Below are 15902 nucleotides of genomic sequence, written 5' to 3'. Positions count from 1 at the left end.
CCGCGGTCCCCCTGGCCACACTGAAACCGGCGGTTCCCGGCCATATCGGATCCGTCTGGCCGTTGGCGATCCACACGTCATCAGGAGATCGAATGGTGGAGCAGTCCTCGGAGGTCCCCATATCGGGGCCGGACGAACCTGCCGTCGCCCTGAGCGATACCGGGCCGGCCGTGAGGGACACCGAGAGGAGACTCGCGGCGACGCTGGCCGAGGTGACCGGCGCCGGCGAGGTCCCTGCCGAGAGCCACTTCTTCACCGATCTCGGTGCCAACTCCCTGGTCATGGCGCAGTTCTGCGCACGGCTCAGGAAGAACCCGGATCTGCCCTCCCCCTCGATGCGGGACATCTACCGGCATCCCACGATCCGCAGCCTGACGGCGGCACTCCTGGCGGCCGCTCCCGCGTCCGCCCCCGCCGCCCCCGCCGCTCCGGCCGAGACCCCGGCCGAGTCCGCGCCCGCCGCGGCACCGGCCGCGGCGCCCCGTACCGGCCGGCGGGCGCACCTGGTGTGCGGAGCGTTCCAGCTGCTGGCCTTCCTGCTGTACTCCCTGGTCTTCGGGTACGTCACCGCCGCGGGATACGAGTGGATCGCCGCCGGCCCCGATCCGGCCGACATCTACCTGCGGTCGCTGGTGTTCGGCAGTGGCGGCTTCCTGCTCATGTGCGTCTTTCCGGTCGCGGCGAAGTGGCTGCTCGTCGGCCGCTGGAAACCGGGCGAGTTCCCCGTCTGGGGTCCGGCCTACCTGCGTTTCTGGCTGGTCAAGGTCCTGCTGCACGCGAACCCGATGGTGTTCCTCGTCGGAACTCCGCTGTACGTGCTGTACCTGCGGGCCCTGGGCGCGCGGATCGGGAAGGGCGTCACGATCCTGTCCCGCTCCGTCCCGGTCTGCACCGACCTGCTGACCATCGGTGCCGGGACGGTGATCCGCAAGGACGCGTTCCTCCTGGGCTACCGGGCCTACGCGGGCCGGATCCAGACGGGCCGGGTCACGCTCGGCCGCGACGTGTACGTCGGCGAGAAGACCGTCCTGGACATCGACACCTCGATGGGCGACGGCGCCCAGCTGGGCCATTCGTCCTCGCTGCACCGCGGCCAGGCCGTCCCGGACGGCGAGCGCTGGCACGGCTCGCCCGCGGAGCCGACGCGGGTCGACTACCTCCGGGTGCCGCCGGCCCGGTGCGGCACCGCGCGCCGGACCTGGTTCGGCCTGCTCACGCTGGTGCAGCTGCTCGGCGCGTACGTTCCGATCGCCGTCGGCGGGATGTACATGGTGTTCACCGGGATACCGGCGATCGGCAAGCGGCTCGACCCGCAGACGGCCGTACTGACCCGGCCGGAGCTCATCCCGGACGCGCTGGCCGTGTCGCTCGCCCTGTCCTGCGGCTTCCTCGTCCTGGGCCTCGCCGCGCTGTACGCCGTTCCGCGGCTGCTGAACCTGGTCGTCAAGCCGGACCGGGTCTATCCGCTCTACGGCTTCCACTACACGCTGCACCGGGCCGCGGCCCGGCTGACGAACCTCAAGTTCTTCGCGTGGCTGTGCGGGGACAGCTCGTACATCGTGCACTACCTCCGCGGCCTCGGTTACGACCTGTCACGGGTCGAGCAGACCGGTTCGAACTTCGGCACCGAGATGCAGCACGAGACGCCCTTCCTGGTCTCCGTCGGCACCGGGACGATGGTGGCCGACGGGCTCTCCGTCATCAACGCCGACTACTCCAGCACGTCCTTCCGGCTGTCCCGGGTGTCGATCGGGCCGCGCAACTTCCTGGGCAACAACATCGCCTACCCGGTGGGCGGCAGGACGGGCGAGAACTGCCTGCTGGCGACGAAGGTGATGGTCCCCCTCGACGGTGAGGTCCGCACCGGGGTGGGCCTGCTGGGCTCACCGTGCTTCGAGATCCCCCGCTCGGTGGACCGGGACGCCCGGTTCGACCATCTCCGGACGGGTGACGAACTGCGCGGCCATCTCTCCGCGAAGAACCGCTACAACCTCCGCTCGATGGCCCTGATGCTCTTCCTGCGCTGGCTGCACGTCTTCGCGGTCACGCTGTTCGCCCTCGTCTCCGTGGATCTGTACGGGGTGCTCGGACACGTGGTGATCGGCACGTATCTGGCGCTGCTGCTCGCCTTCTCCACCGCGTACTACGTGTTCCTGGAGCGCTGCCTGATGTCGTTCCGCCGGATGCGCCCGCTGCTGTGCTCCATCTACGAGCGCGACTTCTGGCTGCACGAGCGGATGTGGAAGATTCCCTCGCACTTCCTCAACGTCTACAACGGCACCCCCTTCAAGAACCTCGTCTGGCGCCTGATGGGCGTGCGCATCGGGCGCGGGGTGTTCGACGACGGCTGCTACGTGACGGAGCGGACGCTCACCACCATCGGTGACGGGTGCACCCTCAACGCCGGGAGCAAGATCCAGTGCCATTCGCAGGAGGACGGCACCTTCAAGTCCGACGGCACCACGCTCGGCGCCGGCGTCACGCTGGGCGTCGGCGCCCATGTGCACTACGGCGTGACCATGGGCGACGGCGCGGTGCTGGCACCCGATTCCTTCCTCATGAAAGGCGAGGAAGTCCCCCCGAACGCGCAGTGGGGCGGCAATCCGGCCGTGGACATGCCCGAGGCAGGCGGCCCGGGCCGGGCCGTGGTGCCGACCGACGCCCCTGCGGCTGCGACGAGTTGAGGAAGGCCATCCGATGGACACGCGCGTGGAGACGGACCGTGAGTTCTGGAGCCGGGTGCTGACCGCCGGCGGCGGCACCGCCGTGCCCCGGTGGGCGGCCGAGCCGGTCCCCGGAGCGGCCGAGCAGGAGACCGCGGTCGAGGACGAGGTGGCGGCCCGGGTGCGCAGACTGGTGCGCCGGTCGGGGCTGCCGCTCAGCGCGGTGTTCCTCGCGGCGCACGCCAAGGTGCTGTCCGCGCTGTCCGGCGAGCCGGAGGTGGTGACCGGGTATGCCGCGGGGGTGCGCGGTGAGCCGCTGCCGTGCCGCCTGACGGTGCCCCCGGGGTCCTGGCGTGCGCTGGTGTCGGCCGCCGAGCGCGCCGAGGCGGCGGTGCTGGCCCACCGGGAGTTCCCGGTGGCGGAGCTGGCCCGCGAGCTGGGCGTGGCCGAGCCGTCGTACCAGGTCGTCTTCGGGCCCATGGGGGCCGGGGAGGCGCACACCGAGGACGGCGTGCTGCAGGTGCGCTGGTGCGAGCGGGGCGGACGGCTGCTGCTGCGCCTGCGGTACCGCACGGACGTGCTGGACGCCGGGAGCGCGGAGCGGATCGGCGGCTACCACCTGAGGGCGCTGCGGCTGCTGGCCGCCGATCCGGACGCCGGGCACGCACAGCAGAGCCTGCTGTCGGCCGAGGAGGTGCGCGAGCAGCTGGAGGGGCTGGCGGGTCCCCGCCGGCCGCTGCCGGACGCCCGCGCGCACGAGCTGTTCGAACAGCGGGTACGGGAGCGGCCGCAGGCGGTGGCCGCGGTGCACGGCGAGCGGGAGTGGACGTACGCGGAGCTGAACGCGCGCGCCAACCGGCTGGCCCGGGCGCTGCTGGCCCGGGGGCTGGGCCGGGAGGACGTGGTCGCCGTCGTCACCGAGCGGAACCTGGACTGGCTGGCGGCGACGCTGGCGGTGTTCAAGGCGGGCGGCGTGTACCTGCCCGTCGAGCCGCACTTCCCGGCCGGCCGTATCTCGGCAACGTTGTCACGGGCCGGATGCCGGCTGGTCCTCACCGAGTCCGGCAGCACCCGGACCCTGGACGAGGCGCTGGCCGCCGTACCGGGCGCCGAGAAGCTGCTGGTCGAGACGGCGTACGCGGAACCGCACGACGAAGGTGACCCGGGAGTGCGGGTCGACGCCGGGCAGCTGGCCTACATCTACTTCACCTCCGGCTCGACCGGCGAGCCGAAGGGGGCGATGTGCGAGCACGCGGGCCTGCTCAACCACCTCCACGCCAAGATCGACGACCTGGGCATCGGCGAGGACTCCGTGGTGGCGCAGACGGCCCCGCAGTGCTTCGACATCTCGCTCTGGCAGCTGGTGTCCGCGCTGCTGGTGGGCGGGCGGACGCTGCTGGTCGGCCAGGACGTCGTCGTGGACGTGGAGCGGTTCCTCGACACGCTGGTGCGCGGGCGGGTCACGGTGACCCAGCTCGTGCCCTCCTACCTGGAGGTCGTGGCGTCGTACCTGGAACGGCACCCGCGCGCCCTGCCGGACCTGCGGTGGGTATCGGTGACCGGTGAGGCGCTGAAGCGGGAGCTGGTCCAGCGCTGGTTCGCGCTCCAGCCGGAGATCCGGCTGCTGAACGCCTACGGGCTGACCGAGACCTCCGACGACACCAACCACGAGGTCCTGGACGGCGTGCCCGACCGGATCCTGCTCGGGCGCGCGGTGAACAACGTGCGCGTCTACGTCGTGGACGAGCAGCTGTCCCTGGTGCCGCTGGGCGCCCCGGGCCTGATCGCCTTCTCCGGTGTCTGTGTGGGCCGCGGGTACGTCAACGATCCCGAGCGGACCCGGGAGGCCTACCGGACGGACCCGTACCGGCCCGGGGAGCGCCTCTACCTGGGCGGTGACTGGGGCCGCTGGCACCCCGGCGGGAAGCTGGAGTTCCTCGGCCGCCGGGACAGCCAGGTCAAGATCCGCGGATTCCGGATCGAGATCGGCGAGATCGAGAACACCCTGCTGCGGGTGGACGGGGTGCGCGACGGTGCGGTGGTCGTGGCCGAACGGGGCGGGAACACGCAGCTGATCGCCTTCCACACCGGCCGGCGCCACGAGCCGGAGGTGCTGCGCGAGGCGCTCGCGGCGGCGCTGCCCGCCTACATGGTCCCGGCCGCCTTCCACTGGCGGGAGAGCCTCCCGCTGACCGCCAACGGCAAGACCGACCGCAAGGCGCTGACCGCCGAGGCCGTCCGGGCGGCGCCGGACGCCGAGGCGGAGGGCAGGCACCGGGAGGCGCTCAGCCCGGCCGAGCGGCGGCTGGCGGCGGCCTGGGCGGAGCTGCTGGGCGTGCCGGAGCACCGGATCGGCCGCACGGACCACTTCTTCGACTCGGGCGGCACCTCCCTGACGGCGGTCAAGCTCAGCATCGCGCTGGACCGGGCGGTCTCGCTGAAGGACATCACCCGGCACCCGGTCCTCGCCGACCTGGCCGCCCTCCTCGACGGCGCCGCCCGGCGGCGGCCGGAGCTGCTCCAGCCGCTGTCGGAGGAGGGCGGTGCGGCGGAGTCCGCGCTGGTCTGCTTCCCCTACGCGGGCGGCAACGCGGTCAACTACCGGCCGATGGCGGCGGCGCTGGCGGGCAGCGGCCTGGCGGTCCTCGCGGTGGACCTGCCCGGCCACGACCTGGCGGCCCACCGGGAGCCGTTCGCGTCGATCGAGGAGGTGGCCGCACAGGTCGCCGCCGAGATCAGCGCGCGCGGCCTGACCCGGGTCATGCTGTGGGGCCACTCCTCGGGCGCCGCGCCCGCCCTGGAGACGGCCCGCAGACTCCAGGAGCGGGGCGTGCGGGTGACGCGGGTGTTCCTCGGTGCCCAGCTCCTCGGCACCGCCGCCGAGCGCAGTGCCGCCGTCACCGAGCTGACGAGCCGGAGCGACGCGGAGATCGCGGCGCGGCTCACCGAGGACAGCGGCTACACGGAACTCGCCGAACTCAACGAGCGGCACGCCGAGCACATCGGTGCCGCCTACCGGCACGACTGTGTGTCCGCGCACCGCTACTTCGGGGCGGCCCTGCACTCCCCGCCGCCGGCACGGCTCGCCGCGCCGGTCACGGTGGTCGTCGCCGCCGACGACCCGCACACGGCCGGCCACGCCGACCGCCACCGCGACTGGCTGCTCCTGGCCGAACACGTCGATCTCCACGAACTCGCCGACGGGGGCCACTACTTCCTGCGCACCCGTCCGGCCGAGGCGGCGCGGGCCGTGCTGACCGCGGCCGTCCCGCTGGCCTCCACCTGAGGCCCGTACGAACCACCGACACGGCGACCGAAAGGAACCCCGAGATGCCGTCCTCATCCCTGGCAGCACCGCTCGATGTGGAGCTGCGGCCGGACCGGCCCGCGATGCTGCGCGTCGATCCACCGCAGGACGCCGCGGCGTGGGCGGCCGAGTACCGCGATGCCCTGCGGGCGCAGGTCACCGAGCACGGGGCGCTGCTCGTGCGCGGCCTCGGTCTGAAGGACGCGGACCAGGTCGGTGCCGTCTTCGCCCGGCTGGCCGGTGAACTCCTCCCCGAGCGGGAGGCGTTCGCCCCGCGGGAGGCGCACGGAGCGGGGCTGTACTCCTCCACGCCCTGGCCGGCCAACCAGCCGATGTGCATGCACCACGAGCTGAGTTACCCGCTCCAGGTGCCCGGCCTGCTGCTGCTGGCGTGCCTGACCGCGCCCGAGGACGGCGGGGCGACGGCGGTGGCCGACGCCACGGAGGTCCTCGACGCCCTGCCCGCCGAGCTGACGGAACGCTTCGAGCGGGAGGGCTGGCTGCTGACCCGCACGTACAACGACGAGATCGGGGCGTCCCTGGCGGAGTCGTTCGGCACCGACGACCGGGACGCGATCGAGCGCTACTGCCGCGCGAACGCCATCGACACCCGCTGGCAGGACGACGGCTCCCTGCACACCGAGCAGCGCCGCTGCGCCGTCGTACGGCACCCGCTCACCGGCCGCCGGTGCTGGTTCAACCAGATCGCCTTCCTCAACGAGTGGACGCTCGCCCCGGAGGTGCGCGAGTACCTGGTGGACGAGTACGGCTCCGAGGGGCTGCCGTTCAACACCCGGTACGGCGACGGCAGCCCGATCCCCGAGGACGTCGTCCAGCGGATCAACACCGTCTACGAGCAGCACACCCGGCGCGAACCCTGGCAGGCCGGCGACCTCATGCTGCTGGACAACATCGGCACCGCGCACAGCAGGGAGCCCTTCACCGGGGAGCGGCGGGTCCTGGTCGGCATGGCCGAGCCGCGGCGCCTGGCCGACTCCTGCCCCACGGGGGAGGCGAGCGGGCGATGACCCATCTGCTGTCGACCACCCCCGAGCCGGCCACGCCCCGCCCCGCCTCGCCGCCCACCTTCGCGGTGATCTCCGGCAAGCAGGTGCGGCAGGCTCTCGGCGGGCGCGAGAAGGAACTGGTGGAGCTGGTCGAGGCCACCTACCGGCTGCACGGCGCCGGGGACTCGGTCAACCCGCCCTCGTACTTCCTGCGCTTCCCCGACCGGCCGTCCTCGCGGATCATCGCGCTGCCCGCCTCCCTCGGCGGCACCACACAGGTGGACGGCCTGAAGTGGATCTCCAGCTTCCCCGACAACGTGCGCTCCGGGCTGCCCCGGGCCTCCGCCGTCCTGATCCTCAACGACCACGACACCGGCTACCCCTTCGCCTGCCTGGAGAGTTCCGTCATCAGCGCGACCAGGACGGCGGCCTCCGCCGCGCTGGCCGCCGACTGGCTCAGCCGCACCCGGACCCGGCCCCGCCGGGTCGGGTTCTTCGGCACGGGCCTGATCGCCCGGTACATCCACACCTTCCTCGCCGGCACCGGCTGGACCTTCGACGCGATCGGCCTGCACGACGTGTCCGCCGACAGCACCGACGGCTTCCGCGGCTACCTGCGCCAGGCCGGCGCCACCGGCCAGGTCACCGTCCACGACAGCGCCGAGGACCTGATCCGCTCCAGCGACCTGGTGGTCTTCGCCACCATCGCCGGCCGGCCGCACATCACGGCGCCGGGCTGGTTCGAGCACAACCCGCTCGTCCTGCACGTGTCGCTGCGCGACCTCGCCCCGGAGATCCTGCTCGGCGCGGCCAACTTCGTGGACGACGTCGACCACTGCCTGCAGGCGGACACCTCCCCGCACCTGGTCGAGCAGCGCACCGGGAACCGCGACTTCCTCAACGGCACCCTCTGCGACGTGATGCTCGGCCGGGCCGCCCCGCCCGACGACCAGCCCGTGGTCTTCTCCCCCTTCGGCCTCGGCGTCCTCGACCTGGCCGTCGGCAAGTACGTCTACGACCAAGTGGCCCGGGCGGGAGACCTCCGCCTCATCGACGACTTCTTCCACGACCTGCGCCGGTACGGCTGAGGCCGTTCCCCTCAGTCCTGGCACCAGGAGGCTGCCGTGCCCGTCATCTCCGCTCCCCACGCCTTCAACGAGGGAAGTCTGTTCGTCGATCTGGAGCCGGTCTTCGGACACCGCCTCTACCTCAAGTGCGAGGGCTTCAACTTCGCCGGCTCCATCAAGCTGAAGGCCGCGAACGAGATGGTCGAGAGCGCCGAGCGGGACGGCAGCCTGACGCCGGACTCCATCCTCGTGGAGTCCTCGTCCGGCAACCTCGGCGTCGCGCTCAGCATGATCGCGGCCAGCAAGGGCTACCGGTTCCTGTGCGTGACGGATCCCCGGTGCAACCTGTCGACCAAGCTGCTGATGGAAGCCCTGGGCAGCCACGTGCACGTGGTGACCGACCTGGACGCGGGCGGGGGCTTCCTCGGCACCCGGCTGGAGTACGTCCGCGCGCTGTGCGCGTCCGACGACCGCTACGTGTGGCTGAGCCAGTACACCAACGCGGGGAACTGGCGGGCCCACTTCCGTACGACCGCTCCGGAGATCGCCCGTCAGTTCCCGCGCCTGGACGTGCTGTTCGTCGGGACCGGCACCGCGGGCACCCTGATGGGCTGCGCCCGCTACTTCCGGGAGGGGCGGCGGCCGGTGCGGATCGTCGCCGTGGACAGCATGGGCTCGGTGGCCTTCGGCGGCACGCCCGGCCGCCGGATGATCCCCGGACTGGGCATGAGCATGCGTCCTCCGCTGCTCGACGAGTCGTACGTGGACGAGGTGGTCCGGGTGGAGGAGGCGGACACCATCCGCACCTGTCACCGCCTGGCCCGCCGCGGCTTCCTGTTCGGCGGTTCCACGGGCACGGTGGTCAGCGCCGCGACGGACTGGCTGTCCCGGCACGGCAGCCGCGGCCTCACCGCGGTGGCCATCGCCCCCGACCTCGGCGAGCGCTACCTCGACACCATCTACCAGACCAACTGGCTGCAGGACCTCTACGGGGAGAACCTGCTGGACTCCGCCGACGTGGACAGCCCGTGGCAGGAGGACTCCGCGTCCCGCGGCCAGGGGCACCACCGCAGTCCGTGACGGCACCGGCCGGGCTCACCCGACGGGTTCGGGGGTGCGGGCCCGCCACGGGATGCGGAACGCCGCCGCCGTGACGATCAGGGCGGAGGCCGCCACCGTGGCCATGCCCGCGGTCAGATCGGCCGCACCCGCCACGAAGCCGATCAGGGCGGGCCCGGCCAGCAGGCCCGTGGTGCCCGTCGCGGCGACCAGGGCCAGCGCGTCCGGGCCGCGGCCGGCCGCCGCCACGTACACGCAGGGGGTGACGGCCGCCGCGCCGAGTCCGACGCAGGCGAAGCCGAGCAGGGTGGGGACCACTCCCCCGGCGAGCAGGGCGAGGGCCAGTCCGACGGCGGCCACCGCGCTGCCGACGCGCACCACCCGCCCGTCGCCCCAGCGGGTGCGCCAGCGGTCCGCGCACAGCCGGGCCAGCAGCATCATCACGGAGACGACCGCGATACCGAGCGGGGCGACGGTCGCGGACGCCTTGACGACGTCCTTCAGGTAGAGCGTCGACCAGTCGTTCATGGCGCCCTCGGTGATCGTGCCGAAGACCATCGCGCAGCCCAGCAGCAGGGTCGTGCCGGAGGGCAGGCCGCGCCGGGTGCGCCGCCCCGGGCCGCCCTCACCGGCGGGGCCCGGTTCCTCGTGCGGGAGCAGGCCGGGGCGGGCGCCGGTGAGCAGGAGCAGCAGCAGGACGCCGGCGACGGCGAAGTGGGCCGGGACGGACCCGGTCAGGGTGGTGGCGCCGGAGGCCAGCAGGGCGGCGGCGAGCAGCCCGCCGCTGAAGGTGGCGTGCAGCTGTGCCATGGCCGTGCGTCCGTGGAGTCGCTCCAGCGCGGCGCCCTGCGCGTTCATGGCGACGTTGAGGCAGCCGACCGCGATGCCGTCGGCGCACACCGCGAGCAGCGCCAGGGGGTAGTCGGGTACGGCGGACAGCGCGGCCAGGACGGCAATCAGGGCGGCGGCCGAGGCGAGGGAGAGCAGCCGGGAGCCGAGGCGCCGCATCAGGGCGGCGACCAGCGGGAAGGAGGCCGCCGCTCCGGCGCCGCAGGCCATCAGCAGCAGACCCACCTCGCCGGCGCCCAGGTCCAGCCGGGCCTTCAGCGCGGGCAGCCGGGACACCCAGGTGCCGTACTGGAAGCCGAGGAAGCAGAACAGCGCGGCGATCGACCACTTGGCGCGCCGGAAGGAGGGTGCGGGCATCAGCCGGCCCTCCGCAGGGCGGCGACCGGCGCCGACATGTAGACCGCGCCGCTGCCGTAGCCGGCCGGTACGCGCGCCTCGTGGTGGGGGTGGTAGCCGTTGGCCCGCCAGAAGGGCTCCCGGCCGGCGATCGCGACCAGCGACAGGGTCGCGAAGCCCCGGGCGCGGGCGACGTCCCCAAGGTGCCGGGCCAGGCGGGTGCCGAGGCCGCGGCGGCGCAGGGGGGCGCTGACGACCAGGTCGTGCAGGTGGAGGTTGGCGGCGTGGTGGGCGGCCTCGTCCGGGCGGGCCGGGTCGGGGCAGTGGAACCGCCGGTAGGGCAGGGCGAGGACGTAGCCCGCGATCCGGCCGTCGAGGTCCAGGACGAAGCTGGTGGCCGCCGAGGCCCGGGAGCGCAGGCCGGCCTCCCCCTCGGTCAGCGGGGTGTCCGCGTACGCCCCGGCCTCCAGGGCCGCGACCTGGGGCCAGTCGGCCTCGGTGATGCCCCGTATGAGGCCTGTCATGTCAGTGTTGTCCTTCCCGGGCGTCCTTCCCCGCCACGCGTGCACACGCACGGCAGCGGGCGGATGCCGTTGAATCCCTGGGTCGTGTAACTGGTGGCGTAGGCACCGGCGGAGAGGATCCACACCGGGTCGCCGGAACGGACGGACCGGGGCACCCGCACCGTGTGCCGGCCGCCGCCGTAGGCGTCGTCGCTGTCGCAGGTGGGGCCGGCGACGACCGCGGGGACGTGCTCCTCCGCCTCCCGGCCGGGGAAGACCAGCGGGTGGGTCACCTGGTCCATCTCGTACAGGCCGTTGAACTTCCCCACGCTCAGGTACAGCCAGCGGGCCCGTCCGCCGTCCGGCTGCGCCCGTTCGGTCAGCCGGACCACACGGGCGCGGATCACCCCGTGATCGGCGACCAGGTGGCGCCCCGGCTCCAGCACGAAGTCGAGCGGCGCCGCGGCCAGCGCGCTCAGGCGTTCCATGCCCTCGCGGAGCACGGTGAAGATCTTGTCGAGGGGTGGTTCGAGGGGGGTGCCGTGCCGGTCCCGGTAACCGAGCGCGGGCAGCCCGCCGCCGAGGTTCACATGGTCGATCACGATCCCCCGACCGGCCAGCGCCGTCAGCGTCCCGGCGAGCGTGTCCAGGGCCTGCTGCCAGGCCTCGCCGGTCATCTGCTGGGAGCCGACGTGGACGGACAGACCCGCCGGGACGAGGCCGGCCGCGCGGGCCGCGTCCAGCACACGGACGGCGTCGTCCGGTGCGCAGCCGAACTTGCGGTTCAGGCCCCACAGGGCGCCCTCCCCGCTGGTGGCGAGCCGGCAGAACACCCGGGCGCGGGGCGCGTGCGCGGCGATGGCGGTGACGTCCTCGACGCTGTCGGTGGCGAAGGTGCGGACGCCCAGGCGGTGGGCCTCGGCGATGTCGTGGTCCGACTTGACGGTGTTGCCGTAGTGGATGCGGTCGGGGTGCGCTCCGGCGTGCAGGGCCTGCTCGATCTCGGCGGGGCTCGCCGCGTCGAATCCCGATCCGCGGGCGGCCAGGCTGTGCAGGACCTCGTCGACGGGGCAGGCCTTGAGTGCGAAGCGGATGTGGGTGCCGGGCAGTTCGCGCAGCAGGGCGTCGTACTGCCGCTCTATGCCGGTGAGGTCGTAGAGGAGGCGGTCGGTGGCGCTCATGGCCGGACCGCCTCCGTCAGCGCGGGCCAGGAAGCGATCAGGTGGGCGAAGTCCTCGATGTCCTGCTCGGCCTCGTCCAGTAACCGGTGGCGCTCTGCGGCGAGTCGGTCCGCGAAGGTCGCGTACCGGCCGCCCAGCTTGCGGTACGCGGTGTCGACGCGGTCCAGGCGCCAGGTGTTCTCGGCCCGGTCCAGGTCCGTGCTCTCGCGCAGGAACGTCACGATCCGGTCGGGGCGGACCCGGTGCCGTTCGTCCAGCAGACCGTCGCCCTCGGCCGCCATCCGGTCGTAGACGTGGTGGAAGGACGACATCGACAGCAGGAACTTCACGAACCGCCGCTGGTAGGCGGGGAAGCCGGTGTCGGTGCGGCGCTCGGGGGTGTGGAAGTTCTCGATGTGGCGGTTGTGGAGGATGCCGGGCAGGCCCGCGTCGTGGACGACGTGGAGGAGGAAGTAGTCGCTGCCGATGGTGTCGGTGGCGGGCGGGAGCGGGATCCGTTCGTACACCGCGCGGTCGAAGGCGATGTTGCACATGTCGACGCGCATCGGGTCGACCACTGTGAGGGTCGCGTGGTCCCCGGTGAAGGGGGCGGTGCCCGCGCCGGTGAAGGACTCCTCGGCCAGGGCGCGCCTGCGGTCCTCGGGCCAGCCGACGGGGGCCCAGAGGCCGGCCACGTCGTGGTAGACGGTCTCGTCCAGGCGCCGTATCTCCCCCAGGTCCACGGAGAGTTCGCCGATGAAGGAGGCTCCGGCGAGGGAGACCGGGCGGTGGGCCAGTGCCGGGGCGAGGTCGGTGCGGGTGACGGCAGCCGAGGCCTCGGCGGCGGGGCGGCCCAGCCAGGGCAGCTCGTGGTGGACGGGGAACACCGGTCGTCCGGCGTGGAGCTGGTAGGTGCTGTCGGAGTCGCGCCGGTGCACCGAGTCGCAGCCGAGGGCGGCGGCCAGCAGGAAGGCGCGGTTGGTGCAGGCGCCGTAGGAGACGGCGGGCGGGAGCATGAGGTCCAGCAGGCGCTCGGGATCGGGCAGGCCGGCCTTCCGGACGGCCCCGCGCAGGAAGTCCCGCTGGGCTTCCTCGTCGAGGTGGTGGACGGTCACGCCCCGGTGTGCGGGCAGGGCGGCGACCGTGCGGGTGTGCCCGGCGCGGGCGGCGGTGCCGGCGGAGTCCAGGATCAGCAGCTGGACGTCGGCGCCGAAGTGCCGTGCCGCGTAGGCGGCTTCGGCGTGCAGGGCGGTGATGGTGGCGGAGCAGGCCCGGTTGGTGGGCAGGGCGAGGCAGACGCGGTTCACCGGGCACCGTCCGCGGCGGCCCAGGAGTCGAGGCCGAGCAGCCTGCGCCCCAGGTCGTTCAGTTCGGCGGGGCCGTAGCGCAGGGCTTCGGGCGTGCGGGCGTCGCCGAGGAGGGTGGCGTTCCAGTCCGGGGTGGCGAGGGTGCGCCAGGACTCCACGCGGGAGTCGCGCAGTGCCGTGTGCTCCTCCAGCGCGGGCATCATCGACAGGTACTGGACGGCTCGGACAGCGTTGTCGGAGAGGTTGGGCGCCACGCCGTGGGCGAGGAGTCCGTTGAAGATCAGCAGGTCGCCGGCCTGGAGGTCGGGGCGGATCACCGGGAACTCGGCGCGGTCGACGGCGGGCCGGACCGGGTCACGGCCGGGCGGCTGGGCGAGGCGCCACTGCTCGAAGCGGCGGAAGAGTTCGGGCGCGCACTGGAAGCCGCCGAGTCCGGGGCGGGTGTCGGTGAGCGCGATGATGCCCTGGACGCGCTGCGGCAGCACGGCGAGGGTGGTGTCGACGTCCCAGTGCAGCTCGATGTCGAAGCCCTCGTCGGTGGGTTCGATCAGGGAGCGGGAGCGGGTGCGGACGTTCGGCGGGTTGAGGTTGAGGCGGTCCAGGGTGACCCACAGTTCGGGGCTGTCCCAGACGTCCACGAAGGCGTCGTAGACGCGCTGCGTCTGCCGGCTGTCCCACAGGAGCTGGTGGTGGTAGGCCTCGACGAAGCCGTAGATGTACAGGTGCCGGTCGAGTTCGGAACGGAACTCCGGTTCCTCGTACCAGGTGTCGGGGCGGTCGGGGTCGAGCCCCTGGAACTCCCAGGCGAAGTCCAGCAGGGCCTTGGCCTCGCCGGGGGTGACGGCCTCGCGTACGACGACGTAGCCGTACGTCTGCCAGAAGGCGAAGTCCGCTGCGGAGAGGACCCTGAGCGGCTGGGTCTTCTCGAGGTCGCGCAGGGGGGTCGGGGCGAGGTAGGTCTCGCCGTCGGCGCTGAAGTAGGGGCGGCCGGTCGCCGCGCGGTGCAGGTGGGGGTGGGGCGTCTGCATGCGATTCCTCTGGAACTGGAACACGAGGTGCGGTTGAGATCCGGGAAAAGAGCACGATCGAGCGGGCCGCCCGCGCTCGCGGGCGGCCGGTGAACCCCGTGGGGTCAGCCCGCGAGAACGGCCTCGGCGGCCGCCGTCCCGCACACGCGGGCGGCGCCGTAGGTGGCGATGTGCAGGGCGCCGCGCGGCGGCGCCTGCGGCAGGCCCATCTCGACCACGACGGTGTCGGGCCGGGCGGCGAGCAGGGCGGAGAGCGCGGAGCGCATCCAGTCGTGCCGGTGCTCGTCGCGGACGACGGCGACGATCCGGCGCCCGCCGGCCGCGGCGAGCACGGCGTCGGCGGCGCCCTCGCCGGTGAAGGTGCCGGAGGTGCTGCCGGGCAGCAGCCGCTCCAGCTCGGCGGCGACACCCCAGGGCGTCTGGTCGCCGACGGCGATGTTGGGGGCGGGGTTGAACCGGGCGACGTAGACCTCTCCGGCGACCGGTGCGGCGGCGCCCGCGCGGGTCACGGTCAGCGCGCGGCGGGCCGCGACGAGGCCGATCTCGGGGTCGGCCGGGGTCCTGGCCGCGTCACCGCGGGCCGCGACGGTCCAGGCGGCCAGGTCACGCACCCGGGCCGCCGCGTCGGCGAGCCGTTCCTCGGGCAGTTCCCCGGAGCGTACGGCGGCCACGAGCGCGTCGCGGAGCTTCAGCACGGTGCCCTCGTCGCACAGCCCGCCGCCCACGCAGATGGCGTCGGCGCCGGCCGCGATCGCGAGGACCACGCCGTGTTCCAGGCCGTAGGTGCCGGAGATCGCGCGCATCTCCATGCCGTCGGTGACGATCAGGCCCTGGTAGCCGAGTTCGCCGCGCAGCAGCTCGGTGAGGACGCGCCGGGACAGCGTGCCGGGGCGGTCGGGGTCGAGGGCCGGGACGAGGATGTGCGCGCTCATGATCGCCCGGGTGCCGGCGGCGATCGCCGCGCGGAACGGGGGCAGTTCGCGCTGGTAGAGGGTGTCGGCGTCGACGTCGATGCGGGGTACGGCGTGGTGGGAGTCGACGTTGGTGTCGCCGTGGCCGGGGAAGTGCTTGGTGCAGGCGGCGACGCCGGTGGACTGCAGGCCCTCGACCCAGGCGGCGGTGTGCCGGGCCACCAGGTCGGGGCTCGCACCGAAGGAGCGGACGCCGATGACGGGGTTGTCCGGGTTGGCGTTGACGTCGGCGGAGGGTGCCCAGTCGAAGGTGACTCCGCAGGCGGCCAGGCGCCGGCCCAGTTCGCGGGAGACGGCCCGGGTGAGAGCGGGGTCGTCGACGGCGCCGAGGGCGTGGTTGCCGGGGAAGGCGGAGCCGGTGCGCACGTCGAGGCGGGTGACGTCGCCGCTCTCCTCGTCGATGGCGACCAGCAGGTCCTCGCGTTCGGCGCGCAGCTGCGCGGTGAGCGCGGTGACCTGCTCCTCGCTGACGACGTTGCGGCCGAACAGGGCGACGGAGGCGAGGCCCTCGCCGAGGCGGCGGCGCACCCAGTCGGGCGCGGTGGTGCCGTCGAACCCCGGTTGCAGCACCGCGAGGGCGTCCCGGGCGAGGGTGTCGCCCGCGGCCGGGCCGCTGCCGGACGCGGTGGTGGCGATGGTGGTCAT

11 protein-coding genes are annotated in these 15902 nt (G+C 73.3%); 5 read left to right on the top strand and 6 right to left on the bottom strand.

The features are described from left to right. Positions 1-92: 92 nt before the first annotated feature. From IEZ20_RS15660 to sbnA, 5 genes are read left to right on the top strand one after another with little or no spacing between them, the layout of a single operon-like run. Positions 93-2684, top strand: a complete 2592-nt coding sequence (locus IEZ20_RS15660) for a Pls/PosA family non-ribosomal peptide synthetase (RefSeq protein WP_189298731.1) — start codon at positions 93-95, stop codon at positions 2682-2684. 13 nt (positions 2685-2697) lie between these two features. Continuing rightward, positions 2698-5949 (top strand): non-ribosomal peptide synthetase, encoded by a 3252-nt coding sequence (locus IEZ20_RS15655; protein ID WP_189298729.1) that lies wholly within the window; start codon positions 2698-2700, stop codon positions 5947-5949. A 44-nt stretch (positions 5950-5993) separates the two neighbouring features. After that, complete coding sequence (locus IEZ20_RS15650; RefSeq protein WP_189298727.1) at positions 5994-6998, top strand: TauD/TfdA family dioxygenase; 1005 nt, start codon at positions 5994-5996, stop codon at positions 6996-6998. Beyond that, the gene (gene sbnB, locus IEZ20_RS15645) at positions 6995-8065 is read left to right on the top strand and encodes a 2,3-diaminopropionate biosynthesis protein SbnB (RefSeq protein ID WP_189298725.1); all 1071 of its coding nucleotides are present in this window, start codon (positions 6995-6997) and stop codon (positions 8063-8065) included. Before IEZ20_RS15650 ends, sbnB begins: the two co-directional genes overlap by 4 nt. Positions 8066-8101: 36 nt before the next feature. Next, positions 8102-9124 (top strand): 2,3-diaminopropionate biosynthesis protein SbnA, encoded by a 1023-nt coding sequence (gene sbnA, locus IEZ20_RS15640; protein ID WP_189298723.1) that lies wholly within the window; start codon positions 8102-8104, stop codon positions 9122-9124. Between the two features lie 15 nt (positions 9125-9139). Here the strand turns inward: sbnA and IEZ20_RS15635 are convergent, their stop codons facing one another. From IEZ20_RS15635 to IEZ20_RS15610, 6 genes are all read right to left on the bottom strand, one after another. After that, positions 9140-10309 carry an MFS transporter gene (locus IEZ20_RS15635; RefSeq protein ID WP_189298721.1) on the bottom strand — a complete coding sequence of 390 codons (1170 nt, stop codon included), beginning with the start codon at positions 10307-10309 and terminating at the stop codon, positions 9140-9142. Then, positions 10309-10812, bottom strand: a complete 504-nt coding sequence (locus IEZ20_RS15630; protein ID WP_189298719.1) for a GNAT family N-acetyltransferase — start codon at positions 10810-10812, stop codon at positions 10309-10311. Before IEZ20_RS15630 ends, IEZ20_RS15635 begins: the two co-directional genes overlap by 1 nt. Then, on the bottom strand, positions 10809-11972 hold the full coding sequence (locus tag IEZ20_RS15625; RefSeq protein ID WP_189298717.1) for a type III PLP-dependent enzyme: 1164 nt from the start codon (positions 11970-11972) through the stop codon (positions 10809-10811). The genes IEZ20_RS15630 and IEZ20_RS15625 overlap by 4 nt, the downstream gene beginning before the upstream one ends. Further along, positions 11969-13258, bottom strand: coding sequence for a DUF6271 family protein (locus tag IEZ20_RS15620; protein ID WP_189298715.1), 1290 nt, complete (start codon positions 13256-13258; stop codon positions 11969-11971). Before IEZ20_RS15620 ends, IEZ20_RS15625 begins: the two co-directional genes overlap by 4 nt. Further along, a complete protein-coding gene (locus tag IEZ20_RS15615) occupies positions 13255-14286 on the bottom strand; it encodes a phytanoyl-CoA dioxygenase family protein (RefSeq protein WP_189298713.1) in 1032 nt (343 codons plus the stop codon). Before IEZ20_RS15615 ends, IEZ20_RS15620 begins: the two co-directional genes overlap by 4 nt. Before the next feature lie 104 nt (positions 14287-14390). Then, on the bottom strand, positions 14391-15902 hold the full coding sequence (locus tag IEZ20_RS15610; RefSeq protein ID WP_189298711.1) for a glycoside hydrolase family 3 protein: 1512 nt from the start codon (positions 15900-15902) through the stop codon (positions 14391-14393).

The sequence above is a fragment of the Streptomyces cinerochromogenes genome (assembly GCF_014648635.1).
Taxonomy (GTDB): Bacteria; Actinomycetota; Actinomycetes; order Streptomycetales; family Streptomycetaceae; genus Streptomyces; species Streptomyces cinerochromogenes.
Note: the sequence above shows the minus strand (reverse complement) of the source record. Positions and strands in the feature narration are given on the sequence as shown.